Source organism: Stenotrophomonas sp. LST15-1-1.1 (genome assembly GCF_040815575.1).
GTDB lineage: Bacteria > Pseudomonadota > Gammaproteobacteria > Xanthomonadales > Xanthomonadaceae > Stenotrophomonas > Stenotrophomonas lactitubi_B.
Genome location: NZ_JBFPNJ010000001.1, coordinates 1,217,593 through 1,241,402 on the forward strand (window position 1 = coordinate 1,217,593; position 23,810 = coordinate 1,241,402).

General features: G+C 66.2%; 24 protein-coding genes. 7 read left to right on the forward strand and 17 right to left on the reverse strand.

The annotated features are described in order from the left end of the window. Nucleotides 1-25: 25 nt before the first annotated feature. The 8 genes from ispD to MRBLST15_RS05615 all read right to left on the reverse strand — a co-directional run bounded on the left by ispD (nt 26) and on the right by MRBLST15_RS05615 (nt 6,360). On the reverse strand, nt 26-724 hold the full coding sequence (ispD, locus tag MRBLST15_RS05580) for a 2-C-methyl-D-erythritol 4-phosphate cytidylyltransferase (RefSeq protein WP_100464707.1): 699 nt from the start codon (nt 722-724) through the stop codon (nt 26-28). After that, on the reverse strand, nt 721-1,071 hold the full coding sequence (gene ftsB, locus MRBLST15_RS05585) for a cell division protein FtsB (protein WP_099842249.1): 351 nt from the start codon (nt 1,069-1,071) through the stop codon (nt 721-723). Before ftsB ends, ispD begins: the two co-directional genes overlap by 4 nt. 4 nt (nt 1,072-1,075) lie before the next feature. Further along, on the reverse strand, nt 1,076-2,368 hold the full coding sequence (gene eno, locus MRBLST15_RS05590; RefSeq protein ID WP_176021100.1) for a phosphopyruvate hydratase: 1,293 nt from the start codon (nt 2,366-2,368) through the stop codon (nt 1,076-1,078). Between the two features lie 97 nt (nt 2,369-2,465). Then, nucleotides 2,466-2,798, reverse strand: a complete 333-nt coding sequence (locus MRBLST15_RS05595) for a hypothetical protein (protein ID WP_367785433.1) — start codon at nt 2,796-2,798, stop codon at nt 2,466-2,468. Beyond that, complete coding sequence (locus MRBLST15_RS05600) at nt 2,798-3,145, reverse strand: hypothetical protein (protein WP_367785434.1); 348 nt, start codon at nt 3,143-3,145, stop codon at nt 2,798-2,800. The genes MRBLST15_RS05595 and MRBLST15_RS05600 overlap by 1 nt, the downstream gene beginning before the upstream one ends. Next, nucleotides 3,142-3,972 carry a 3-deoxy-8-phosphooctulonate synthase gene (gene kdsA, locus MRBLST15_RS05605; RefSeq protein WP_265953504.1) on the reverse strand — a complete coding sequence of 277 codons (831 nt, stop codon included), beginning with the start codon at nt 3,970-3,972 and terminating at the stop codon, nt 3,142-3,144. Before kdsA ends, MRBLST15_RS05600 begins: the two co-directional genes overlap by 4 nt. An 88-nt stretch (nt 3,973-4,060) precedes the next feature. After that, nucleotides 4,061-5,725 carry a CTP synthase gene (locus MRBLST15_RS05610; protein ID WP_100464696.1) on the reverse strand — a complete coding sequence of 555 codons (1,665 nt, stop codon included), beginning with the start codon at nt 5,723-5,725 and terminating at the stop codon, nt 4,061-4,063. A 401-nt stretch (nt 5,726-6,126) separates the two neighbouring features. Continuing rightward, entirely contained in the window at nt 6,127-6,360 is a 234-nt protein-coding gene (locus tag MRBLST15_RS05615; RefSeq protein ID WP_089240228.1) for a hypothetical protein, read from the reverse strand. A gap of 160 nt (nt 6,361-6,520) precedes the next feature. Here MRBLST15_RS05615 and parE point away from each other — a divergent pair, with 160 nt between their 5' ends. The 3 genes from parE (at nt 6,521) to MRBLST15_RS05630 (ending at nt 10,784) form a co-directional block, all read left to right on the forward strand. Further along, complete coding sequence (gene parE, locus MRBLST15_RS05620) at nt 6,521-8,410, forward strand: DNA topoisomerase IV subunit B (protein WP_367785435.1); 1,890 nt, start codon at nt 6,521-6,523, stop codon at nt 8,408-8,410. A 200-nt stretch (nt 8,411-8,610) separates the two neighbouring features. Continuing rightward, on the forward strand, nt 8,611-9,189 hold the full coding sequence (locus tag MRBLST15_RS05625) for a GNAT family N-acetyltransferase (protein ID WP_367785436.1): 579 nt from the start codon (nt 8,611-8,613) through the stop codon (nt 9,187-9,189). 98 nt (nt 9,190-9,287) lie between these two features. Further along, nucleotides 9,288-10,784, forward strand: a complete 1,497-nt coding sequence (locus MRBLST15_RS05630; RefSeq protein ID WP_367785437.1) for a S10 family peptidase — start codon at nt 9,288-9,290, stop codon at nt 10,782-10,784. Nucleotides 10,785-11,187: 403 nt separating this feature from the next. On the opposite strand, the gene MRBLST15_RS05635 is transcribed toward MRBLST15_RS05630, so the two are convergent. Together MRBLST15_RS05635 and MRBLST15_RS05640 are read right to left on the reverse strand one after the other, a co-directional pair. Beyond that, entirely contained in the window at nt 11,188-12,309 is a 1,122-nt protein-coding gene (locus MRBLST15_RS05635; RefSeq protein WP_265953508.1) for an inorganic phosphate transporter, read from the reverse strand. Between the two features lie 13 nt (nt 12,310-12,322). Beyond that, nucleotides 12,323-12,949, reverse strand: coding sequence for a DUF47 domain-containing protein (locus MRBLST15_RS05640; protein WP_025878890.1), 627 nt, complete (start codon nt 12,947-12,949; stop codon nt 12,323-12,325). 277 nt (nt 12,950-13,226) lie between these two features. Between MRBLST15_RS05640 and MRBLST15_RS05645 the strand changes: the two genes are divergently transcribed. Together MRBLST15_RS05645 and MRBLST15_RS05650 are read left to right on the forward strand one after the other, a co-directional pair. Then, complete coding sequence (locus MRBLST15_RS05645; protein ID WP_049464874.1) at nt 13,227-14,546, forward strand: hemolysin family protein; 1,320 nt, start codon at nt 13,227-13,229, stop codon at nt 14,544-14,546. Further along, nucleotides 14,530-15,183, forward strand: a complete 654-nt coding sequence (locus MRBLST15_RS05650; protein ID WP_265953509.1) for an exopolysaccharide biosynthesis protein — start codon at nt 14,530-14,532, stop codon at nt 15,181-15,183. The genes MRBLST15_RS05645 and MRBLST15_RS05650 overlap by 17 nt, the downstream gene beginning before the upstream one ends. Before the next feature lie 127 nt (nt 15,184-15,310). Here MRBLST15_RS05650 and MRBLST15_RS05655 read toward each other — a convergent pair whose 3' ends face one another. From MRBLST15_RS05655 to MRBLST15_RS05670, 4 genes are all read right to left on the reverse strand, one after another. Next, the gene (locus tag MRBLST15_RS05655) at nt 15,311-15,808 is read right to left on the reverse strand and encodes a pyridoxamine 5'-phosphate oxidase family protein (RefSeq protein WP_100464687.1); all 498 of its coding nucleotides are present in this window, start codon (nt 15,806-15,808) and stop codon (nt 15,311-15,313) included. A gap of 66 nt (nt 15,809-15,874) precedes the next feature. After that, nucleotides 15,875-16,870, reverse strand: a complete 996-nt coding sequence (locus tag MRBLST15_RS05660) for an LLM class flavin-dependent oxidoreductase (RefSeq protein WP_265953510.1) — start codon at nt 16,868-16,870, stop codon at nt 15,875-15,877. A 191-nt stretch (nt 16,871-17,061) separates the two neighbouring features. Then, a complete protein-coding gene (locus MRBLST15_RS05665; RefSeq protein WP_367785438.1) occupies nt 17,062-17,829 on the reverse strand; it encodes a sulfurtransferase in 768 nt (255 codons plus the stop codon). A gap of 285 nt (nt 17,830-18,114) precedes the next feature. Then, nucleotides 18,115-18,480, reverse strand: a complete 366-nt coding sequence (locus MRBLST15_RS05670) for a DUF6164 family protein (RefSeq protein ID WP_312705053.1) — start codon at nt 18,478-18,480, stop codon at nt 18,115-18,117. A 68-nt stretch (nt 18,481-18,548) separates the two neighbouring features. Between MRBLST15_RS05670 and MRBLST15_RS05675 the strand changes: the two genes are divergently transcribed. Together MRBLST15_RS05675 and MRBLST15_RS05680 are read left to right on the forward strand one after the other, a co-directional pair. Further along, complete coding sequence (locus MRBLST15_RS05675) at nt 18,549-18,983, forward strand: FKBP-type peptidyl-prolyl cis-trans isomerase (protein WP_099820078.1); 435 nt, start codon at nt 18,549-18,551, stop codon at nt 18,981-18,983. Beyond that, on the forward strand, nt 18,970-20,217 hold the full coding sequence (locus MRBLST15_RS05680; protein WP_312705052.1) for a TIGR03862 family flavoprotein: 1,248 nt from the start codon (nt 18,970-18,972) through the stop codon (nt 20,215-20,217). The genes MRBLST15_RS05675 and MRBLST15_RS05680 overlap by 14 nt, the downstream gene beginning before the upstream one ends. 25 nt (nt 20,218-20,242) lie before the next feature. Here MRBLST15_RS05680 and MRBLST15_RS05685 read toward each other — a convergent pair whose 3' ends face one another. From MRBLST15_RS05685 to MRBLST15_RS05695, 3 genes are read right to left on the reverse strand one after another with little or no spacing between them, the layout of a single operon-like run. After that, complete coding sequence (locus MRBLST15_RS05685) at nt 20,243-20,704, reverse strand: GNAT family N-acetyltransferase (RefSeq protein ID WP_180167596.1); 462 nt, start codon at nt 20,702-20,704, stop codon at nt 20,243-20,245. 43 nt (nt 20,705-20,747) lie between these two features. Then, on the reverse strand, nt 20,748-22,370 hold the full coding sequence (locus MRBLST15_RS05690) for an FMN-binding glutamate synthase family protein (protein WP_099820075.1): 1,623 nt from the start codon (nt 22,368-22,370) through the stop codon (nt 20,748-20,750). A 45-nt stretch (nt 22,371-22,415) separates the two neighbouring features. Then, entirely contained in the window at nt 22,416-23,702 is a 1,287-nt protein-coding gene (locus MRBLST15_RS05695; protein ID WP_265951773.1) for a nucleotide sugar dehydrogenase, read from the reverse strand. Between the last annotated feature and the right edge of the window lie 108 nt (nt 23,703-23,810).

Sequence of the window (23,810 nt, forward strand, 5' to 3'; positions counted from 1 at the left end):
CCTTGCAGCAGGGCCGCGCGGGCGGTCAGCCGGCGCGGCGGGAGAGTACGAATTCGAAACGATCGAGATCGGCCGGGGTGGTGACCTTGAAGTTGTCCTCGCTGCCTTCCACCAGCAGCGGGCGCTGGCCCTGGCGCTCCATGGCCATGGCGTCGTCGGTGACGTCGACGCCGGCAGCAGCCGCTTCGGACAAGGCGCGGATCAGCTGGTGACGGCGGAACAGCTGCGGCGTCAGTGCGCGCCACAGGCGCTCACGCGGCTCGGTGCCATCGATACCGCCATCGTCACCGGCGCGCTTGAGGGTGTCGCGCACGGGGGCGGCGAGGATGGCGCCGACCGGATCGGTGCGCCCCACTTCCAGCAGGCGGCCAAGATCGGCCTGCGACAGGTTCGGACGCGCCGCGTCGTGCACCAGCACGAATTCATCGGCACGTACACTGTCCGGCAGGGCCTGCAGCCCCGCCAGCACCGAGGCAGCGCGGGTGGCGCCGCCGGTGCAGGTCAGCACCGGCTTGCCGGCCCATTCGGTCCAGCCGGGCCAATCGGCATCGTCCGCACCGATCACCACCATCGCCCCGGCCACGGCCGGGTGTGCCAGCAGCGTGTCCAGGGTATGGGCGAGCAGGGTCTGCCCGCCCGCCTGCAGGTACTGCTTGGGCAACGGCGCGCCAAAACGCGTGCCGCGCCCCGCCGCCGGAACAACCACCCAGATCGCCGCGCTCATGGCACGTCCGCCGGATGGTCACCTGCCGGGGCCGTGACCGGCGCAGGCTGCGCCGGACGCGTTGGTGCATCTTCCACGACGCGATAGAACTTCTCGCCGGGCTTGATCATGCCCAGCTCGCTGCGCGCGCGTTCTTCGATGGCGGACTGGCCTTCCTTGAGGTCCTTCACTTCGGCAGCAAGCGCATCGTTGCGCTGCTGCAGACCGTCATTGTCCCGCTCCTGGTTGGCGACCTGGGCTTCGAGCATCATCACTTCACCCGAATTGCCCGGGCCGAACCAGAAACGGTACTGCAGCCATGCCAGCAGCAGGGCCAGCAACAACAGCAGCCAGCGCCAGTCGCGCATCGGCTCAGCGCTTCAGCGACACGAACGCGTCACGACCCGCGTAACGCGCGCCGGCACCGAGGGCTTCCTCGATGCGCAGCAGCTGGTTGTACTTGGCCACGCGATCGCTGCGGCACAGCGAGCCGGTCTTGATCTGGGTGGCGGTGGTGGCCACCGAGATGTCGGCGATGGTGGTGTCTTCGGTTTCACCCGAACGGTGCGAGACCACGGCGGCATACCCGGCACGGTCGGCCATGGCGATCGCTTCCAGGGTTTCGCTGAGGGTGCCGATCTGGTTGACCTTGATCAGGATCGCGTTGGCGGTGCCCGAATCGATGCCTTCCTGGAAGATCTTCGGATTGGTGACGAACAGATCGTCGCCGACCAGCTGTACCTTCTTGCCGATGCGATCGGTCAGCAGCTTCCAGCCCGCCCAGTCGTTCTCGGCCAGGCCGTCTTCGATCGTGATGATCGGGTACTGCGCGGCCCAGTCGGCGAGGAAGTCGACGAACTGTTCGGAGGTAAGGCGCTTGTTCTCGCCGACCAGGTTGTACTTGCCGTTCTCGAAGAACTCGCTGGAGGCCACGTCCAGGCCCAGCAGCACGTCTTCACCGGCGGTGTAGCCGGCCTTGCCGATGGCTTCGAGGATGGTGTCCAGCGCTTCGACGTTGCTGCGGAAGTCCGGCGCGAAGCCGCCTTCGTCGCCCACCGCCGTGCTCAGACCGTGGCCCTTCAGCACCGACTTCAGCGAATGGAAGATTTCGGTGCCGGCACGCAGCGCTTCGGAGAACGAGGTGAAGCCGACCGGCAGCACCATGAACTCCTGGAAATCGACGTTGTTGTCGGCGTGCGCGCCGCCGTTGATGATGTTCATCATCGGTACCGGCAGCGACGGGGTCGCGCCGGTCTTGCCGGCCAGGTACTGCCACAGTGCCTGCTTGCTGGAGGCAGCAGCGGCGTGTGCGGCGGCCATGGAAACACCCAGCAGTGCGTTGGCGCCCAGGCGGCCCTTGTTCTCGGTGCCATCCAGATCGATCAGGCGACGGTCCAGGCCGGCCTGGTCGGTGGCCTCGAAGCCCTTCAGTGCGTTGGCAATGGCGCCGTTGACGTTGTCGACGGCCTTGCGCACGCCCTTGCCGAGGTAACGGGTCTTGTCGCCGTCACGCAGCTCCACCGCCTCCTTGGTGCCGGTCGATGCGCCGGAGGGAACCGCGGCGCGACCGAACGAACCGTCCTCCAGGGTGACTTCGGCTTCCAGCGTGGGGTTGCCACGGCTGTCGAGGATTTCACGGGCATGGATGCTGCGGATCGTACTCATGGTCGGGCCGGTTACCTGTATGGAGAGGGGGCGACAAAAACGAATGCCGCGTGATTATCCCCGGCTACCCCTCACTTGCCAAATGGCCTGAGTGGCATCAGCCCCAGCTGGACCCGATCACGATCATCACCAGCGACACCAGCATCACCAGCAGCGCACCGGCAATGGCCGCGCACACCGGTCCGCGCCGCCGTCGCCAGGCCATCACCATCGCCACCAGGCTGCCCACGAAAGACAGCACCAGCGTGATCAGCGCGCCCAGCATCCAGTACTGCATGGCCTGTACGCCGCTGCTTCCATCCCCCGGCGGCCGGAAGCTGGCGGCAAAGGCCAGCACGCCCAGCAGCAACGCGCCCCAGGCGAGCACCGACAGCAACAGGGCGAACAGGCCCCAGGGCCAGCTGCGCGAGGCTTCAGGCATCGTATTCATCAAAGCAGATCGTGCAGCAGGATGCCCACCCACAGCGACAGCAGGACCATCGCCAGTGCAGCGGTGACCCTGCCCCGGTTCAGGCGCCAGCCGAGCACCGCGGCGAAAAGCCCTGCGGAAATGGTCAGCACTTCGGCCACCGCCAGCGCGATGACGAAAGGCAGCAGGTTCACTACCGGGCCGCCTGCACTGGACGGACGCATGCCGGCACCGAACAGCATGCCGATGGCGAATACGCCGGATACCGAGAGCAAGGCCAGACCGAGTGCGATCGGGCCCCATGGCCACTGCCGCCAGTGCCGGCGACGACGCTGGAGTTCCAGCGCCGCCTGCGGGTGCTGACTCACGCGAAGCGCGAGAAGCCGTGCTTCTTGGTCACCGCATCGAGCTCCATCAGGGTCTCGAGCAGGGCTTCCATCTGATCCAGCGGCCACGCGTTGGGGCCATCGGACAGCGCCTTGGACGGGTCCGGATGGGTCTCGGCGAACAGGCCGGAGATGCCCACGGCAACCGCGGCGCGCGCCAGTACCGGCACATGCTCGCGCTGGCCACCGGAACTGGTGCCCTGCCCGCCCGGCAGCTGTACCGAATGGGTGGCATCGAACACCACCGGGCAGCCGGTATCGCGCATCACCGCCAGCGAACGCATGTCGCTGACCAGGTTGTTGTAGCCGAAGCTGGCGCCACGCTCGCAGACCATGATCTGCTCGTTGCCGGTGGCCTTGGCCTTCTCCACGACAGGCTTCATGTCCCACGGCGCAAGGAACTGGCCCTTCTTGATGTTGACCGGCTTGCCGGCCGCGCACACCTTGCGGATGAAGTCGGTCTGGCGGACCAGGAACGCCGGGGTCTGCAGCACGTCCACCACCGAGGCCACTTCGTCCATCGGGGTGTACTCGTGCACGTCGGTCAGCACCGGCACGCCGATCTGCTTCTTGACCTCGGCCAGCACCTTGAGGCCCTCTTCCATGCCCGGGCCACGGAAGGCGGTGCCGGAGGTGCGGTTGGCCTTGTCGAAGCTGGACTTGAAGATGAAGTTCACACCGAGCCTGTCGGTCACTTCCTTCAGCTTGCCGGCGGTATCCAGCTGCAGCTGCATCGACTCGATCACGCAGGGGCCGGCGATCAGGAACAGGGGCTGGTCCAGCCCGACCTCGAATCCACACAGTTTCATGGCGTTTCCTTGTTGTCCGCTACACCGGCAGTACCGGTGCGCTGGGGTTGAAGCGAGCAAGATGGGGGCCAGCGGCCCCCATGACAAGTCAGGCGCGCACTTCCTGCAGCAGCTTGCCACCGGCCTTGCGCTCGCGCGCGGCACGGATGAAGCCGATGAACAGCGGATGGCCATCACGCGGGGTGGACAGGAATTCCGGATGCGCCTGGCAGGCCAGGAACCACGGATGCTGGTCGCGCGGCAGCTCAACCACTTCCACCAGGGTGTCATCCATCGACTTGCCGGCGATCACCAGACCCGCATCTTCCAGCTGGGTGCGGTAGCGGTTGTTGAACTCGTAACGATGGCGGTGGCGCTCGGCGACCACGTCCTTGCCGTACAGCTCGCGGGCCAGCGTGCCCGGCTTCAGGCGCTGTTCCTGCAGGCCCAGGCGCATGGTGCCGCCGAGGTCGCTCTTGTCGTCACGCTTTTCCACGTCGCCGGTGGCGGTGCGCCACTCGGTGATCAGGCCGATCACCGGGTTCGGCGACTGGCGATCGTTTTCGGTGCTGTTGGCGTCTTCCAGGCCCACCACGTGGCGCGCGTAGTCGACCACGGCAGCCTGCATGCCGTAGCAGATGCCGAAGTACGGCACCTTCTGCTCACGGGCGTACTGCGAGGTGAGCACCTTGCCTTCGAAGCCACGGTCGCCGAAACCACCCGGCACCAGGATGCCGTCGACATCAGCCAGCGCGGACATGTCGCTGCCTTCCAGGTCCTGCGCTTCCAGCCACTTCAGGGTGACCTTGGTGCGCTGGCGCAGGCCACCGTGCTTGAGCGCCTCGCCGACCGACTTGTAGGCGTCCTGGTGGTCGATGTACTTGCCGACCACCGCGATGGTCACCGCATCCAGCGGATGCAGGGTGGCATCGACGGCGTCTTCCCACATCGACAGGTCGGCCGGGCCGGCCTTGTCGGCCAGCTTCAGCTGGTTGATGACGATCTCGTCCAGGCCCTGTGCGTGCAGGCCCATCGGAATGCGGTACAGCACATCGACGTCGGGGACGCTGATCACCGCGCGCTCGGAGACGTTGGTGAACTGGGCGATCTTGCGACGCTCCGAATCCGGCACCGGCTGTTCCGAGCGGCACAGCAGCACGTCCGGCTGGATGCCGATCGAGCGCAGTTCCTTCACCGAGTGCTGGGTCGGCTTGGTCTTCAGCTCACCAGCAGCGGCGATGTACGGCACCAGGGTGAGGTGCATGAACAGTGCCTTTTCCGGGCCACGCTCGGTGCGCACCTGGCGGATCGCCTCCAGGAACGGCAGCGACTCGATGTCACCGACGGTGCCGCCGATCTCCACCAGGGCCACATCGAAGCCCTCGGTGGCTTCGTCCATGCAGCGACGGATCTCATCGGTGATGTGCGGAATGACCTGCACGGTCGCACCCAGGTAGTCGCCGCGGCGCTCCTTGCGGATCACCTCTTCGTAGATGCGACCGGTGGTGACCGAGTTCTTGCGACTCAGGCGGGTGCGCACGAAGCGCTCGTAGTGGCCCAGGTCGAGATCGGTTTCGGCGCCGTCGTCGGTGACGTACACCTCACCGTGCTGGAACGGGCTCATGGTGCCCGGGTCGACGTTGATGTACGGATCGAGCTTCATCATCGTGACCTTCAGGCCACGCGCTTCGAGAATGGCGGCCAGTGACGCGGCGGCAATACCTTTGCCGAGCGAGGACACCACGCCGCCGGTTACGAAAATCAAGGGAGTCATGGCTGCAAGCATCCTGTCTGGAAATGGAAAACGGCAGCGCCACGCCTGCCCGGGGGGCGGGCGTGGAGCAGAAAGGGGGTTTTCCGGTTCGCTGGAGCAGCGAGGGAGGTGCGGGCCCGGACGGCGCCAGGCGCCAACGGGGAACCACCCTGCGAGGTCGGGGCGGCCGTGCCGGTCACTTCGACCGTCACCTGCGACCCGCTTTGCTGGAGGCCACGCTTGGCCGTGCCAGCCCATTCGCAAATGGTGGACACGCACTTACTCCCGGAAAGCCATAGTTTACAGATAGATGGCCGCCAACCCAAGGGGCAGATGGCGCCATCGGCAAAAAGAAACGCCCCGCTGGGCGGGGCGTTCAAGGGGGAAACCCTTGTGGCAAGGGTTTCGGAGGGGCAGAAGAATTACTTCTTCTTCCTCGCCTCTTCCTCTTCTTCCTGCTGAGGCACCGGCTGGCCCTTGGCCTTCATCTCGGCATTGGCCTGCGCGCGGCGCTTGGCCTTGGCGTCGGCTTCGGACTGCGCCTTGTCGGCCTGGTCACCCTGCTGCGGAGCAGGCTGGCCGGCGTTCTGCGCCAGCACCATCGGCACTGCAACAGCGGCGGCAGCCAGGATCGCAATGGTCAGCAACTTCTTCATGGAGTCCTCCTCGCGGTATGGCTCGGATGTGGGGGGCGCCGGTGTTCGGTTCCAGCGGCTGCCATTTTACCCCCTCCCCGCCAACGAGGCTGAACCGCAGGCGTGCAAATTCCCGGTCCAGACCGCACACTTGCCCGTCGCTCCACGCTTTCGAAGACAGATGAACGCCCGCTATAACGCCGCCGATATTGAAGTCCTGTCCGGCCTTGACCCGGTCAAGCGCCGCCCCGGCATGTATACCGACACCGCGCGCCCGAACCACCTGGCGCAGGAAGTGATCGACAACTCGGTGGACGAGGCCCTCGCCGGCCATGCCCGCTCGATCGAGATCACCCTGTTCAAGGACGGCAGCGTGGAGGTCAGCGATGACGGCCGCGGCATGCCGGTGGACATCCATCCGGAAGAGAAGATCCCGGGCGTCGAGCTGATCCTTACCCGCCTGCATGCCGGCGGCAAGTTCAACAACAACAACTACACCTTCTCCGGCGGCCTGCATGGCGTCGGCGTCAGCGTGGTCAATGCGCTGTCGACCCTGGTGGAAATCCACATCAAGCGCGAAGGTGCCGAACACCGCATCACCTTCCGCAACGGCGACCGCGCCTCGCCGCTGGAAGTGGTCGGCACCGTCGGCAAGAAGAACACCGGTACCCGCCTGCGTTTCTGGCCGGACCCGAAGTACTTCGATACGCCCAAGTTCGCCGTGCGTGCGCTCAAGCACCTGCTGCGCGCCAAGGCCGTGCTGTGCCCGGGCCTGACCGTCAAGCTGACCGACGAAGCCACCGGTGAAGTCGATACCTGGTACTACGAGGACGGCCTGCGCGATTACCTGAAGGTGGAGCTGGGCGATCGCGAGATGCTGCCGGCCGAGCTGTTCGTCGGCAACCTGAAGAAAGACACCGAGATCGTGGACTGGGCCGTGGCCTGGCTGCCGGAAGGCGAGCTGGTGCAGGAAAGCTACGTCAACCTGATTCCGACCGCACAGCACGGCACCCACGCCAACGGCCTGCGCACCGGCCTGACCGAAGCGCTGCGCGAGTTCTGCGACTTCCGCAACCTGCTGCCGCGTGGCGTCAAGCTGGCCCCGGAAGACGTGTGGGACCGCGTGTCGTTCGTGCTGTCACTGAAGATGACCGACCCGCAGTTCAGCGGCCAGACCAAGGAACGCCTGTCTTCGCGCCAGGCCGCCGGTTTCGTCGAAGGCGCCGCGCACGATGCGTTCAGCCTGCTGCTGAACCAGAACGTGGAGCTGGGCGAAAAGATCGCGCAGATCGCCATCGAGCGCGCCAGCGCGCGCCTGAAGACCGAGAAGCTGGTTGTCCGCAAGAAGGTCACCCAGGGCCCTGCCCTGCCTGGCAAGCTGGCCGACTGCATCAGCCAGGACCTGTCGCGCACCGAACTGTTCCTGGTCGAGGGCGACTCGGCAGGCGGCAGCGCCAAGCAGGCCCGCGACAAGGACTTCCAGGCGATCCTGCCGCTGCGCGGCAAGATCCTCAACACCTGGGAAGTGTCCTCCAACAGCGTGCTGGCCTCGGAGGAAGTACACAACCTGGCGGTGGCCATCGGCTGCGACCCGGGCAAGGACGACATCGGCGGCCTGCGCTACGGCAAGGTGATCATCCTCGCCGACGCCGACTCGGACGGCCTGCATATCGCCACCCTGTTGACCGCACTGTTCCTGAAGCACTTCCCGGCGCTGGTCGATGCCGGCCACGTGTTCGTGGCGATGCCGCCGTTGTTCCGCATCGACGTGGGCAAGCAGGTGTTCTACGCCCTGGACGAGGAAGAAAAGCGCTCGATGCTGGACAAGATCGAACGCGAGAAGATCAAGGGCGCCATCAACGTGACCCGCTTCAAGGGCCTGGGCGAGATGAATCCGCCGCAGCTGCGCGAGTCCACCATCCACCCGGACACCCGTCGCCTGGTGCAGCTGACCATTGATGATGGTGAGCAGACCCGCTCGCTGATGGACATGCTGCTGGCCAAGAAGCGTGCGTCGGATCGCAAGGGCTGGCTGGAGAGCAAGGGCGATCTGGCTTCGCTGGAAGTCTGATTCCGGTGCGGGATCGGATCCGTTTCCCACCGGGAAACGGCTCTGACCCCGGACATCCGGCAATGCGGTCGGCACCAGGGTCAGAGCCCTTTCCGGAGGAAAGGGATCCGACCCTGGTGCTTCCGCACCCCGGGGCATCACGCCCCCATCGGCAAACCCTGCGGGTCCATAATGCGCGCTCATCCGCGTGGACGACCCCATTGCCCGCCAACTCGCTGCTGTTTCCCGGGCTGCCGCTGCACAGCGCGCGCCTGGTGCTGAGCCCCATCCGCCGCGATGACGCCGCGGCCCTGTTCGCCCTGCAGTCCGACCCGGACGTGATGCACTGGTGGAACCACCCGGCTTGGACGCGTCCCTCCGAAGCACGCGCGCAGATCGACGACGACCTCGCCGCACAGGCGACCGGCACGCAATTGAAGCTGGCCCTGCGCGAATCGGTGGACGGCCCACTGCTGGGCATCTGCGTGGTGTTTGCGCTGGATCGCGACGCCGCCCGCGCCGAAATAGGCTATCTGCTGGCACCTGGCAGGCAGGGCCATGGCTACATGCATGAAGCGCTGCAGCGGGTGCTGGACTATCTGTTCAACACCCTGCAACTGCATCGGGTGGAAGCCGAGATCGACCCACGCAACCAGGCTTCGGCACATGTACTCGAGCGCCTGGGTTTCCACCGCGAAGGCCTGCTGCGGCAGCGCTGGCGCATCCGCGGTGAACTGGCGGACTCGGCCGTGTATGGGCTGCTGGCCAACGACGCTGCGCGAGCTGCCACCTCGGCTTGACCGGATCAGGCCGCAACGCTGGCCCATGCCTTTGGACACATACGGCAGGCGGCACCCCGTCCTAGCATCGGGGTCCCTTCCGCTGCCGTTCCGGTGCCATGAAGTTCCTGCTGCACTCTGCCGCGCTCTGCGTCGGCCTGCTGATCGCCCCTGCCTGCGTGCTGGCCGCTCCTGCTGCTGACAGCGCCTCCGAAACAAAAGAAGAAAAGACCGAAGCCGCACCGCTGCCGGCCGATGCGTCGGCTCGGCAAAGCATGCGCCTGGCGGGCCGCACCCTCGACTACACCGCCACCGTCGGCACCCTGCCTGTGCGCGATGCGAAGGGCAAGGTGATCGCCGATGTGGTGTTCACCGCCTACACGATGCCTGGCAAGGACCGGCCGGTGACCTTCGCGCTCAATGGCGGCCCCGGCGCGTCGTCGGTGTACCTCAACCTGGGCGCCATCGGCCCGAAGGTGGTGACCTTCGGCTCGGAAGGCGACAGCGCATCGGCGCCGGCGAAGCTGCACGACAACCCGGGCACCTGGCTGGACTTCACCGACCTGGTGTTCATCGACCCGATCGGCACCGGTTTCAGCCGCGCGCGCATCGGCGATGACGAAGCGAAGAAACAGCTTTACACCCCCAGCGCCGACATCGAGTACCTGTCGCGCTCGATCTATGACTGGCTGCTGCGCAACCAGCGCATGGCGTCGCGCAAGTACCTGACCGGCGAGAGCTATGGCGGTTATCGCGGCCCGCGCATCACCCACTTCCTGCAGACCCGCCTGGGCGTGGCGATGAACGGCCTGGTGCTGGTGTCGCCTTACCTGAGCCCGACGCTGGAAGACAACGCCGATGTTTCGCCGATGGCGTGGATGCAGACCCTGCCCTCGATCGCGGCCGCGCACCTGGAGCGCCAGGGCAAGCTGACCGACGCGGCGATGCGCGAGGTGGTCGAGTACACCCGCGGCGACTACGCCACCGCGCTGATGAAGGGCCGCAGCGATCCGCAAGCAACCGAGGCGATGCTGCGCCGGGTGGCCGAGTTGACCGGCCTGGACCCGCAGTTCGTGCGCCGCGCCGGTGGCCGCCTGGAGACCCAGGCCTACCTGCGCGAGGTGTTCCGCGACAAGGGCACGCTGGGCAGCCGCTACGACTCCAACGTCACGGCATTCGATCCGTTCCCGAACGATCCGGAGCAGCGCGCCAACGATCCGCTGCTGGACAGCATCATCGCGCCGACCACCACCGCGATGGTCGACTTCGTCACCCGTGAGGTCGGCTGGAAGGTGGATGCGCGCTACCAGGCGCTGAACTACGACGTGAACCGCCTGTGGGATCGCAATGGCGACCTGCGCGAGGGCGCAGTGACCCAGCTGCGCCAGGCGGTGGCGATCGACCCGCATCTGCAGGTGCTGATCGTGCATGGCTGGAATGACCTGTCGTGCCCGTTCATGGGCTCGATCCTGACGGTGGACCAGATGCCGACGATGGGCAGCAATCCGGACCGCGTGCAGGTGCGCAGCTATCCAGGCGGGCACATGTTCTACAGCCGGGCGGACAGCCAGGCGGCGTTCCGCCGGGATGTGCAGGCGTTGTTCCAGCGTAATTGAAGGGTTGTCGGCCGGGCCTGCGGCCCGGCACCCGCAGAATCAACGGCAACGGCAACGACAACGTCCAAAGCCACGATCCGAGGGATGGCGGGGTGGGTCCGGTTGCGGGGGACGCCGTAAACCCATCCTTGGGGGCTTGGCCGCGGCATCCATGCCGCGGACACCCCCGCAACCGGACCCACCCCGCCTTCGACAGGTTCATGCTGCTGTTGGTGGGTGCCGACTTCCTGCTGCTGTTGGTGGGTGTCGACCTTGGTCGACACGGTAGATCCACGCCATGCGTGGATACCGGAAAATGATCTGCCCATGAAAAAAGCCCGCCGGAATCCGGCGGGCTTTTTGATTTGCCGGGGTCAGATCCTTTTCCCGTAGGGAAAGGGCTCTGACCCCAATGCCTCGGGCTTCAGGCCCAGCCGAACAGCTCGAACAGCTTCAGGATCAGGTAGGCGCAGCCGCCTGCCGCCGGGATGGTCAGGATCCAGGCCCAGACGATGCGCTCGATCACGCCCAGGCGCAGCGAACGCGGGTTCTTGGCAAAGCCGACGCCCATGATCGCGGTCGAGATGCTGTGGGTGGTCGACACCGGCATGCCGAAATGGGCAGCCACGGTCAGCACCGTTGCCGAGCTGGTTTCGGCGGCGAAACCGTGGATCGGATGCAGCTTGACCATCTTGTGACCGAGGGTCTTGATGATCTTCCAGCCGCCCGAGGCGGTACCGGCGGCCATCACCACCGCGCAGGTCAGCACGATCCACATGGCGATGCCATCACCGGCGTGCGCGTCCGGATGCATGAAGGCCAGCCACGACGGCAGGTCGTTCAACGCGCCGGTCGCTTCGGCACCGATCAGGGTCATGGCGATGATGCCCATGGTCTTCTGCGCATCGTTGTGGCCGTGGGCAAAGCCCATGTAGGCCGCCGAGGCGATCTGTGCCTTGCCGAAGAACGCATTGACGATGCGCGGGCGTGCCAGCCGACCGATCGCGCCGCCGATCTTGGCCAGGCCTGCGATCAATGCCCACAGCAGCACCATCACCACGATGCCGAGCAGGAAGCCGGCGATCGGCGAGGTGATCATCGGCACGAACACCTTCCACAGCAGGCCCTTGTTCTGCACCCAGCTGCCGAAGCGTTCCGACCAGATCAGCGCATCCCAGTTGTTGTGGGCCGCGGCCAGGCCGGCACCACACAGGCCGCCGATCAGCGCGTGCGAGGACGAGGACGGCAGGCCCTTCCACCACGTGATCAGGTTCCAGATGATGCCGCCCAGCAGCGCGCACAGGATCACCTGTGGGGTCACCTCGACCACGTTGGTGTTGAGCAGGCCCGATGCGATGGTCAGGGCTACGGCGGTGCCGGTCAGTGCGCCCAGCAGGTTCATGAACGCGGCGAGCATCACCGCCCAACCGGGCGAGAGCACCTTGGTCGCCACCACGGTGGCGATGGAGTTGGCGGTGTCGTGGAAGCCGTTGATGAACTCGAAAACGAGCGCGGCCAGGATCACCACCAGGACGAGGGTCAGCATGCTGTGGCGTCCGTCAGCTGTTCTTCAACACGATCTGGTACGCCACCACGCCCGCTTCGCGGCAGCGGTCGATGGCCTTTTCCAGGATCTCGAAGAATTCCTTCAGCAGGAACATCTGCAGGTTGTCCAGGCGACCGGAGTAGATGTCGCGGTACAGCTCGAGCATCAGGCGGTCGGCTTCGTTTTCCAGCGAACGCAGGCGCTCGTTGAGCGCAGTCATCCGGTCCAGGTTCATGTGGCGCAGGTCGGCGACCATCTCCACCACTACGCCAGCGGCCTGCTCGAGCATCGCCGCGCGCGGCGCGAAGTCGATGTGCTCCAGGTGGGTCGTGGCCAGCGAATAGCGATCGGCGAACTTCTCGATCTGCTTGGGAATCTTGTACAAGGCCGAGCCCAGCGCTTCGATGTCTTCGCGCTCGATCGGGGTCATGAAGCTGTCCACCAGCGCTTGGCTGATCTTGTCCGAGGCCGCGCGTTCGCGCAGTCGGGCCAGCTTGAAGGCATCCAGGGCGGGCTGGCGATCGGCGTCGCGCAGCATCGAATGCAGTGCCTTGGCGGCATCGGAAGCCGCGACGGCAGCCTCATCAAGCAGGGTGTAGAACTGTTTGCCGGAACCGAAAATGGTCTGCAGAGAGAACATTGAGAAACCTGTCAGCCGTCGCGGGAAGGACGGCACCAGAGCGAATTATGACGGCTAGATGACCATCACGGGTATCCCTGCCCCCTTTTCGGGGCTGGGAGGCCCAAAACTGAACAGGCATTTGCCACCCGGCCACGGCCCTTTGCTAAGATGCCAGCGCGCCCTCGGGCGCACCTTATGGACGACGACCCTTATCCCCCAGCGCCGCGCCGGACCCCGTTCCTGAGCGCCTGCCGCCATCGCAAGCACCCGCCCTCCCTGTCACCAACCGGGGACGATGCCCGTGTTTGAAATGATCCTGATTGTTTTCGCGCTCGTTCTGCTGAATGGCTTCTTTGCCATGTCCGAGATGTCGGTCATGACCTCGCGCAAGAGCCGGCTGAAGCAGCTGGCCGGCACCTCCAAGCGCGCGGCCAAGGCGCTTGAGCTGTCGGAGAAGCCCGAAGCGTTCCTGTCTACCGTACAGATCGGCATCACCGTGATCGGCGTGCTGACCGGCTTCCTCGGCGGCGAGGCGCTGGGTGAAGCCATCGGCGGATGGATCCAGGGCCTGATGCCCGGCTTCGCCTACGCTGGCGGCATCGGCAAGGCCCTTGCCGTCACCTTCATCACCTTCATCACGCTGATCTTCGGCGAACTGGTACCCAAGCGCCTGGCCCTGACGCGCTCGGAGGACATCGCCGGACTGGTGGCGCTGCCGATGAGCTGGCTGGCCAAGCTGGCCTTCCCCTTCGTCTGGCTGCTGTCCAAGACCACCCAGCTGGTGCTGCGCCTGTTCGGCCTGGGCAAGGACGAGGTCGCCTCGGTCACTGAAGAAGAGATCCGCATGCTGGTGGCCGAGAGCCACGAGGCCGGCGTGATCGACAGCCACGAACGCGACATGATGAACCGCGTGATGCGCCTGGGCGACCGCACCGCCGACAGCCTGATGACCCCGCGCAACCGGATCGCCTGGCTGGATACGCTGGGTGGCCTGGACAAGAACCTGGAGATCATGGCCGAGCATGAGTTCTCGCGGTACCCGGTGTACCGCGACAACGACATGGACGTGGTCGGCGTGCTTGAGCTGAAATCGCTGGCCACGCGCATGGCGCGCGGCGACAACGCGCTGTTCCAGACCCTGCGCGAGCCGCTGTATGTCTCCGAATCCACCCACGCGATGAAGCTGCTGGAGATCTTCCGCGAAGAACAGCAGTCGATGGCGCTGGTGGTGGACGAGTACGGCGAGATCCAGGGCCTGGTGACCATCAGCGATCTGATGGGCGCAGTGGTCGGCCGCCTGCAGGCAACGGAGAACGCCGACGAAGACGCACTGGTCGTGACCCGTGAAGACGGGTCGCTGCTGGTGGACGGCTCGCTGCCGATCGAGGACCTGCGCGAGTTGATCGGCAGCAACGATCTGCCCGACGCCGAGGATGGCGACTACTACACCCTGGCCGGCATGTGCATCCACTTCTTCGGCCGCATCCCGCACGCGGGCGAGTACTTCGACTGGGCCGGCTGGCGCTTCGAGGTGGTCGATCTGGACGGTGCGCGCGTGGACAAGCTGCTGCTTCGCACCCTGTCCGACGAGCAGGCCGATGAGCTCACCGCCTGAGTCCGGCCCCGGCGCGGCGCCGCCGGAGTACCGCAACGAGGGCATCCGCACCCTGCTGGCGATGTTCGCCTTCGGTGACCCGGCCCAACACATGAAGCTGGGGCAGATCCTGCAGGATCTGCAGCAGAGTGCCTTCGGTGTGTTCCTGTTCGTCGCCATCCTGCCGGCCTTCATCCCCATCCCCGGGCTGGGCGGCGCGGTCAGTGGGCCGCTGGTGATCCTGATCGGCCTGCAGATGCTGTTCTGCATGCGCCGGCCCTGGCTGCCCGGGTTCATCGCGCGTCGCGGGCCCAAGCGCGGCACCATGCACCGGTTCCTGGACCGCATCGACGGTGCGCTGCGCCGCCTCGACCGCATGCTCAAGCCGCGCATGCCACAGATGCTGACGCCTGCCCCGGCCCACGCCTTCAGTGGCCTGCTGCTGGTGCTGCTGGGCCTGCTGCTGTCGCTGCCGATTCCGTTCACCAACTATCTGTTTGGTTTCCAGCTGCTGCTGTTCGCGCTGGCGCTGCTGGAGCGCGACGGTGCGCTGATGTTGTTCAACTGGGTGGCTGCCGTGGTGGCGATCGCGTTCTTTGGTTTCAGTTCCGGGCAACTGGTGGGTTACACCGTCGAACTGTTCCAGCGCTGGTTCTGAGCGCAGGCAATTTCCGGGCGCTTCCCATCCACGCATTGCGTGGATCTACTTTGGATCGCGCGCATCCACGACTGGCGCGGATCTACCTTGAACCCAGTAGATCCACGCCATGCGTGGATGCGGCACCTCAACGCAGGTCGATGAAACCGTTGTCACCCAACTGGGCCGGCTCGTCCTGCACGGCCGACAACACGAAACTGAGGGCCGAGCCCAGCAGCGTGCCCGGCCCGTCCCAGTATTCGGCGGTCTCCGCACGCACATGGATCAACCGCAACTTCGGATCATCGGGGCCACCGGGAAAGAACAGTTTCATCGCCGGCGACCACAGCTCTTCGACCTTGGCGCGGTCATCGACGATGCGCGCCACACCGGCCACCGAGACATAGGTATTCTTCGACGGTGAGGCATAGGCCACGTTGACCCGTGGGTCGAGCGCGATCTCGGCCACCTTCGGGCTGTCGGCAGCGGTGGCGAACCACAGGTCACCATCGAAGGCGACCTGCTGGGTGCCGAGCGGGCGGCTGTAGAGACGCCCGTCGACGCCGCGGGTGGTGAACATCGCCACCTCCACGTCCTTGATCAGTTCGGCCAGCTGGGCAATGTGTTCGGTGCGGGACTCGTCCATGGGGGACTCCAGAGAGGGGAACCCCATCAGACGCGTTCGCGCCGCAAATTGCCGTGACGCAATTGTTCAGCCCGCGTGGCGGGCGTGCCAGGCCTGCATCGCCAGCTCGAACGAGCGCAGGCGCGCGCGGTGGTCGTACAGGTTGGCGGTAAGCATCAGTTCGTCGGGCTGGTGGCGTTCGACGAAAGCTGCAATGCCGTCGGCCACCTGCTGCGGATCACCCAGCACCGTGCACGCCAGCGCCCGCTCCACGCCCAGCTTCTCGTGCGGCTCCCAGAACGATTCGATGTCGTCGATCGGCGCCGGGATCTTGCCCGGACGGCCGCGACGCAGATTGACGAAGCTCTGCTGCTGGCTGGTGAACAGCCGGCGCGATTCTGCTTCGCTGTCACTGGCCACCACGTTCAACGCCAGCATCGCGTGCGGCTGCTTGAGCGTGGCCGAAGGGCGGAATTCGCGGCGATACACCGCAAGCGCTTCATCCATGGAATCGGGCGCGAAGTGCGAGGCGAAGGCATACGGCAGGCCCATCGAGGCGGCCATGCGCGCGCCGAACAGGCTGGAACCGAGGATCCAGGTCGGCACCCGCAGGCCGCCACCCGGTACGGCCTGCACCGCCTGCCCCGGCTGCACCGGTTCGAAGTAGTGCAGCAGTTCGCGCACGTCCTGCGGGAACTGGTCCGCGCTGTCGAAATAGCGGCGCAGGGCGCGCGCGGTCGGCTGGTCGGTACCCGGTGCTCGGCCCAGGCCCAGGTCGATACGGTCCGGGTACAGCGAGGCCAGCGTGCCGAACTGCTCGGCCACCTGCAGCGGTGCATGGTTGGGCAGCATGATGCCGCCGGCGCCGACACGGATGCGTTTGGTGCCACCGGCGACGTGGCCGATCAGCACCGCGGTGGCGGCGCTGGCGATGCCGGGCATGTTGTGGTGTTCGGCCAGCCAATAGCGGCGGTAGCCCAGCGCATCGGCATGCTGGGCCAGTTCGAGCATGTTGGCGAAGGCAGCAGTGGTATCGCTGCCCTCGCAGACCGGGGCCAGGTCGAGGATCGACAACGGGATCATCAGGCGGTTTTCCGTTACAGGATCCCCTGTTGATGGGGTCGCCCTGCCCCGGCGGCCAGTGCCGGTGGCGGGACGCTGATTCCTGTGGGACGGATTCAGCGCCACCGGCCTGTGTAGAGCCGAGCCCACGCTCGGCTGCATTTCCCCGATGCACAGCAGCCGAGCGTGGGCTCGGCGCTACACAAGGCGGGTCAGAACGCGCTGGGGCGTGGCTCGGGCAACGGTTCGTCCACCAGCGGCTTCAGTTCGGCGTCCAGCGCCACCCGTTCGTCGAACACGAAGCAGCGGCCTTCATAGCCCTCGCCGCCCACGTCCTCGAAGTAACCGAGGATGCCGCCATCAAGCTGCACCACGTTGTCCATGCCGTCGTTGAGCATCCACAGCGCCGCCTTCTCGCAACGGATACCGCCGGTGCAGAAACTGACCACGGTGCTGTCCTTCAGCGCCTCGCGATGGGGTGCCAGTGCTTCGGGCAGATCGGTGAACTTGTGGATGGGCAGAACCAGCGCATCCTTGAAGGTGCCGTACTCGATTTCCTGCAGGTTGCGCGTATCGAGCATCACCACCGGCTTGCCGGCATCATCGTGCCCCTGCCGCAGCCAACGCTGCACGGTGGCGGGATCGATCGCCGGCGCGCGCGGATAGTCCAGCGGCTGGCCATCATCCCGGCGGAAGCTGATGATCTCGTCCTTGACCTTGGCCTTCAGCCGCGCGAAAGGCTGGTGCTTGCTGAAGCTGGTCTTGACCCGCATGTCGGCGAAGCGCGCATCCGCACGCAGTTCCGCGTAGAAGCCATCGATACCGGCCGGCGCCCCGGCCAGGAACAGGTTCAGCCCCTCGCCCGCCACCAGGATCGTGCCCTGCAGACCGGACGCCTCGGCACGAGCCTGCAGCTGGTCGCACAGGGCCTGCGGAGCGTCGATGACGGCGAAATGATAAGCAGCGGTATTGGCGATCATCCTGCCATTTTACCGCCTGACCGCCCCCATCGACAGATTCACGGGTCGGAGCCCTCTGCGCAGCAGAGGGCTCCGACCCCGCAGATCGCGGGAACTGTCAGAGGCGGGGCGGTGTGGGCAGACGGGGGCGCAGAGCGCCATGGATGGCGCTCTACGAGGCACGCAGGAGCAGCTTTTGCCGTCCCCCGCCTGCCCACACCGCCCCGCCCACCACGGAACGCCCGCTGTTGCTGTTGCTGTTGCCGTTGCCTCTGCAGGCGCCGGGTGCAACCCGGCCGAACACCCTTACCCCCGCAGCAGCATGAACGGCAGCAGCACCAGTGCCGCCGCCACCGCCATGCCCAGCATGACCAGCACCACGAACCCAGGGCGGCGCCGGAACAGGCTGCCAAAGGTCTCGGCAGTGCCATCGCGCAGGGCCTGCTCACGCTCGGCGCGGACCCGCACGCCGCGGGCTGCCTGGTACTCGGCCATCAGCGCCTTGGCTCGCGGCTGGTCGGTATCCTCGCGCAGCCACAGGCCACCATTGGAGATGCCCCAGGGGCTGGGTTCGGTGCGGTACCAGGCGATGCCATGCTGGTCGAGCAGCGTGCAGACATCGGCATATTCGTCGTTGCCGACATTGCGCAGATTGAGCAGGAGTTTTGCCATGCGCCCATGATACCCGGCGCCGATGCGCTAACCTTGCCGCCCTTGACTCATCACCCACGGAGACGCCGATGCGCCGCCTGCTGCTTCCCCTGCTGCTGTCCCTCGCCGCCGTTGGTTGCTCGTCGGAACCGCCTGGCCCGCCGCCGGGAGGCACCATCGCCGCTTTCGAGCGCATCGACACCCAGCCCGGCAGCGGCGCCGAGGCCGTGCCGGGCCAGAAGGTCAGCGTGCATTACACCGGCTGGATCTACGACGAGCGCGCCGACAACAAGCACGGCAAGACCTTCGACAGTTCGGTCGAACGCGGCGAGCCGTTCACCTTCACGCTGGGCGCCGGCCAGGTCATCCGTGGCTGGGATGAAGGCGTGGCCGGCATGAAGGTCGGCGGCAAGCGCACGCTGATGATTCCGCCGGAGTTCGGCTATGGCGATCGCCAGGTGGGCCCGATCCCGGCAGGTTCGTCGCTGGTATTCGACGTCGAGCTGCTCAATGTCCAACAGTGAAGTACACCCGCCGCGTCGCGTCGCCGTCATCGGCGGCGGCCCGGCGGGGCTGTTTGCCGCCGAGCGGCTGCGCGCGGCCGGGCTGGACGTTGATCTTTACGAGGCCAAGGGCTCGCCGGGCCGCAAGTTCCTGATCGCCGGCAAGGGGGGGCTCAACCTCACCCATTCCGACCCACGTCCACTGTTCGACGGCCGCTATCGCGAGCAGGCCGCCAACGTCGGTCTTTGGCTGGACGGCTTCGATGCACAGGCGCTGCGCGACTGGGCGGCGGGATTCGGCGTGGACACCTACGTCGGCAGTTCCGGCCGCGTGTTCCCGATCGACCGCAAGGCCGCACCGCTGCTGCGCGGCTGGGTTCGCCGGCTGAAGGAACAGGGCGTGCGCCTGCACGTCAACCATCGCTGGCAAGGCTGGGGCGAAGACGGCGCACTGCGCTTTGCCACCGAGAGTGGTGCACTGGACGTGCGCGCCGACGCGACCGTGTTGGCGCTGGGTGGCGGAAGCTGGCCACAGCTCGGCAGCGACGGCGCATGGGTTCCGGTGTTGCAGGCCCACGCCGTGGATGTCGCGCCGCTGCAATCAGCCAACTGCGGATTCGACGTTGCGTGGACACCGTTCTTCGCGCAGCGCCACGCGGGAGCGCCATTGAAGCCCGTCGTTGCACATTGGCATGGCCTGGACGGCGAGCCCCGCTCACTGCAGGGCGAGTGCGTGGCCAGCGAGTACGGTATCGAAGGCAGCCTGATCTACGCGCTGTCGGCCGACCTGCGCGACACCATCAACCGCGATGGCCACGCCACGCTGTGGCTCGACCTGGTTCCGGGCCGCGACGAGGCACGCCTGCAGGCCGATCTCTCGCAGCCGCGCAAGGGTCGCAGCTTCGGCGAACACCTGCGACGCCAGGCTGGGCTGGATGCAGTAAAGACTGCATTGGTATTTGAAACGCTGGGCAAGGATGCCGGCAACGATCTGGCCGCCGTAGTCACCACATTGAAGCGCCTGCCGCTGCGCCTGATGCGCCCGCGGCCGATGGCCGAGGTGATCAGCACGGCCGGTGGAGTGCGCCTGGATGCGCTGACCGATGGATTGATGCTGCGTGCCTTGCCGGGCGTGTTCTGCGCGGGAGAAATGCTGGACTGGGAAGCGCCGACGGGTGGCTACCTGTTGACGGCCTGCTATGCCAGCGGACTGCGTGCGGCAGAGGGCGTGACCGCGTGGTTGGCCACACGCTGATCCAGCCACAGTGGCGCCGGAGGCATCAGGCCGGCCGGCGCATCTTCACCGACGCCAACGCTACGCCACTGGGGTGCGGATACAGTTCCTCGCGTTCGGCGACAAAGCCCTGCCGCTGGTAGAACGGCACGGCATTGAGCGACGCCGACAACACCACCTCGCGCGTTGGATCGGCCATGGCCAGCAGCCGCTGCATCAGCGCCTGGCCAACCCCCTGCCCGCCCTGAGCCGGATCGACGAACAGCGCGTCGATCTCGTTGCCCTCGGCATCGAGCACACCGAAACCCAGCACGTCGCCCCGATCATCCTCGGCGACGACACAGCCACCCTGCCCCAGCAACCGCGAGTACTGCACCGGCGGTGGCGATGCCGACCACGGCGCGATCACCTCTGGCGGATAGTGGCTGCTGCACAGCTCGCGTACGCAGCGCGTACGCAATGCCCACAGCGTGCTCACATCATCGTTGGTGCCGGTCCTGAACTGCATGCAATCTCCGTATGCGTCTGCTTTTCATGTCCTGCAACGCGACTCATCGCGACTTGCTGGCCCGCAGCGCCTGGATCTTCGGCGGCGGCTGGAAGGAATCACTGCGCGCATCGGCCCAGAACGAATGGAACACCGCGTGGTCGGGCACCTTGTGCAGCAGCTCGCCCGGCTCCAGGTAACGGTACAACGAGGCCAACGAACGGATCTCGACCGGCGACACCCGGCGCAGGATGTGTTCCGGGCCAAGTTCGGCCGGATCGTTCAAGCCCGCCGCGCACAGCAACTCCTTCAACGCATGCAGGGTGTGCTCGTGGAAGCTGTACACACGCGTGGCCTTGTCCGGTGCATCCAGATGCTTCCAGCGCGCCGGATCCTGGGTAGCGATGCCGGTCGGGCACTTGTCGGTATGGCAGCTGAGCGACTGGATGCAGCCCAGCGCGAACATGAAACCGCGCCCGGCATTGCACCAGTCCGCGCCCATCGCAATGGTGCGGGCGATGTCGAACGCGCTGGTGATCTTGCCGGCCGCGCCGATACGGATGTGCTCGCGCAGGTCCAGGCCCACCAGGGTGTTGTGCACCAGCAGCAGTGCCTCGTGCATCGGCACACCCACGTGATCGACGAACTCAGCGGGTGCCGCACCGGTACCGCCTTCGGCGCCATCGACGACGATGAAGTCAGGCAACAGACCGGTTTCGTGCATCGCCTTGGCGATGCCGAACCATTCCCACGGGTGGCCGATGGCCAGCTTGAATCCCACCGGCTTGCCACCGGACAGTTCACGCAGGCGGGCGACGAACTGCAGCAGTTCAACCGGCGTGGAGAACGCCGAATGGCGCGAAGGTGACACGCAGTCCACGCCCATCGGCACGCCACGCGTCACCGAGATCTCGGCCGTCACCTTCGGCGCCGGCAACACGCCGCCGTGGCCGGGCTTGGCACCCTGCGAGAGCTTGATCTCGATCATCTTGACCTGATCGTGGTTGGCATTGGCAACGAAGCGTTCCTCGCTGAAGCCGCCCTTGTCGTCGCGGCAACCGAAGTAGCCCGAGCCGATCTCCCAGACCAGGTCACCGCCCATCTCACGGTGATACGGCGAAATCGAGCCTTCGCCGGTGTCGTGGTAGAAACCACCCCGGCGCGCGCCTTCGTTCAACGCACGGATCGCGTTGGCCGACAGCGAGCCGAAACTCATCGCCGAGATGTTGAACACGCTCGCCGAATAGGGTTTGGCGCAGTTCGCACCGATCAGCACGCGGAAGTCGTGCTTGGCGATGGTGGTCGGCGCCAGCGAATGGTTGATCCATTCGTAGTCCACCGCGTACGTGCTGCGCAGGGTGCCGAAGGGCACCGTGTCCATCTGGTTCTTGGCCCGCTGGTAGATCAGCGCGCGCTGCTGCCGCGAGAACGGCACGTCTTCCAGATCGCTCTGCACGAAGTACTGGCGGATCTCCGGGCCGATGGACTCCAGTCCGTAACGGAAGTGCGCCATCACCGGATAATTGCGGCGCAGGGTGCTGCGCTTCTGCAGCAGGTCCCAGGTCCCCAGCGCCACCATCGCGGCCGTAAGGCCGACGCCCCAATACCAGGCCGGCCAGATCGTGGCCAGCCACAGGCAGATCGGAAACATCAGGATGGCGAGCAGGTAGACGATATACCGGTGCATGGCGTTCCTCGGTTGCAACTGCCCCCGAGTCTACCGCGCGAGCACCTACAGGCGATCGTCGACCACGCTGCGCGGCCAGGCGGACTTCACATCGTAGACCAGTCCACCGGGTGCCAGCAGGCTGCGGATATGGTCATCGTCCATCGCCTTGAAGCTCTCATGCGCCACCGCCAGCACCACTGCGTCGTAGCTGCCGGCCACCGGCTCGGCCAGCCAGTTCACACCCTCGTCCGCCAGTGCCGCCGGCCCCACCCATGGATCGCTGACGTCCACCTGCGCACCGCTGTCGGCCAGCCGCTGGGCCAGTTCCAGCGCGCGGCTGTTGCGCAGGTCCGGGCAGTCCTCCTTGAAGGTCACGCCCAGTACCAGGACGCGCGATTGCGCCGGCGCACGACCACGTTCGGCGAGCATCGCCAAGACACGGGTAGCCACATGTTCGCCCACCCGGTTGTTGACCTGACGCGCGGTATGGATGAGGTCGGGGTGGTAGCCCATGCTTTCGGACTTGTGCAGCAGGTAGTACGGGTCCACGCCGATGCAGTGGCCTCCCACCAGCCCCGGCCGGAACGGCAGGAAGTTCCATTTGCTGCCTGCGGCGTCGAGCACATCCTGGGTGTCGATGCCGAGGCGATCGAAGATCAGGGCCAGCTCGTTGACCAGCGCGATGTTGACGTCGCGCTGGATGTTCTCCACCACCTTGGCCGCTTCGGCGACCCGCATCGACGGTACCGGGAAGGTGCCGGCGGTGATGATCCGCTGGTACAGGCCATCGACCACCGCCGCCACTTCCGGCGTCGAACCGGATGTGATCTTGCGGATGTCGGCCAGGCGCCGCTTGCGGTCGCCGGGGCTGACCCGCTCGGGGCTGTAGCCGCAGTAGAAATCGTCGTTGAAGCGCAGGCCCGAGCCCTGCTCCAGCAATGGCACGCAGACTTCTTCGGTGGTGCCCGGATAGACGGTGGATTCGTAGATCACCAGGTCACCGGCGCGAAGATGGCTGGCGATCAGCCGCGTCGCCGAGCGCAGCGGCTCCAGATCGGGCTGCTCGTACGCATCGATCGGCGTGGGCACGGTGACGATATAGACGTTGCAGGCGTCGAGCTGTGCCGGATCGCTGCTGTAGCGCAGCAGCGACGCGCTGGCCAGTTCGTCCGGCTCCATCTCCAGTGTGTGGTCCTGCCCGCCGGCCAGTTCGGCGATTCGTGCGGCGTCGATGTCGTACCCCAGAGTGGGCAGCTGGCGGCCGAAAGCCACCGCCAACGGCAGCCCGACATAGCCCAGGCCGATGATGGCCGGGGACGGCATCCGGGCTGCGCCGATTGGCGCGCTCATGCGCGGCGTCCGGCAGCTGGCGACGGTGTCCAGTGGGTCATGCGAGGGTCCTGGTGCAGGCAAACATGCCGACAAGGTTAACCGCGGCAGCAGCGCCAGACCACGTCC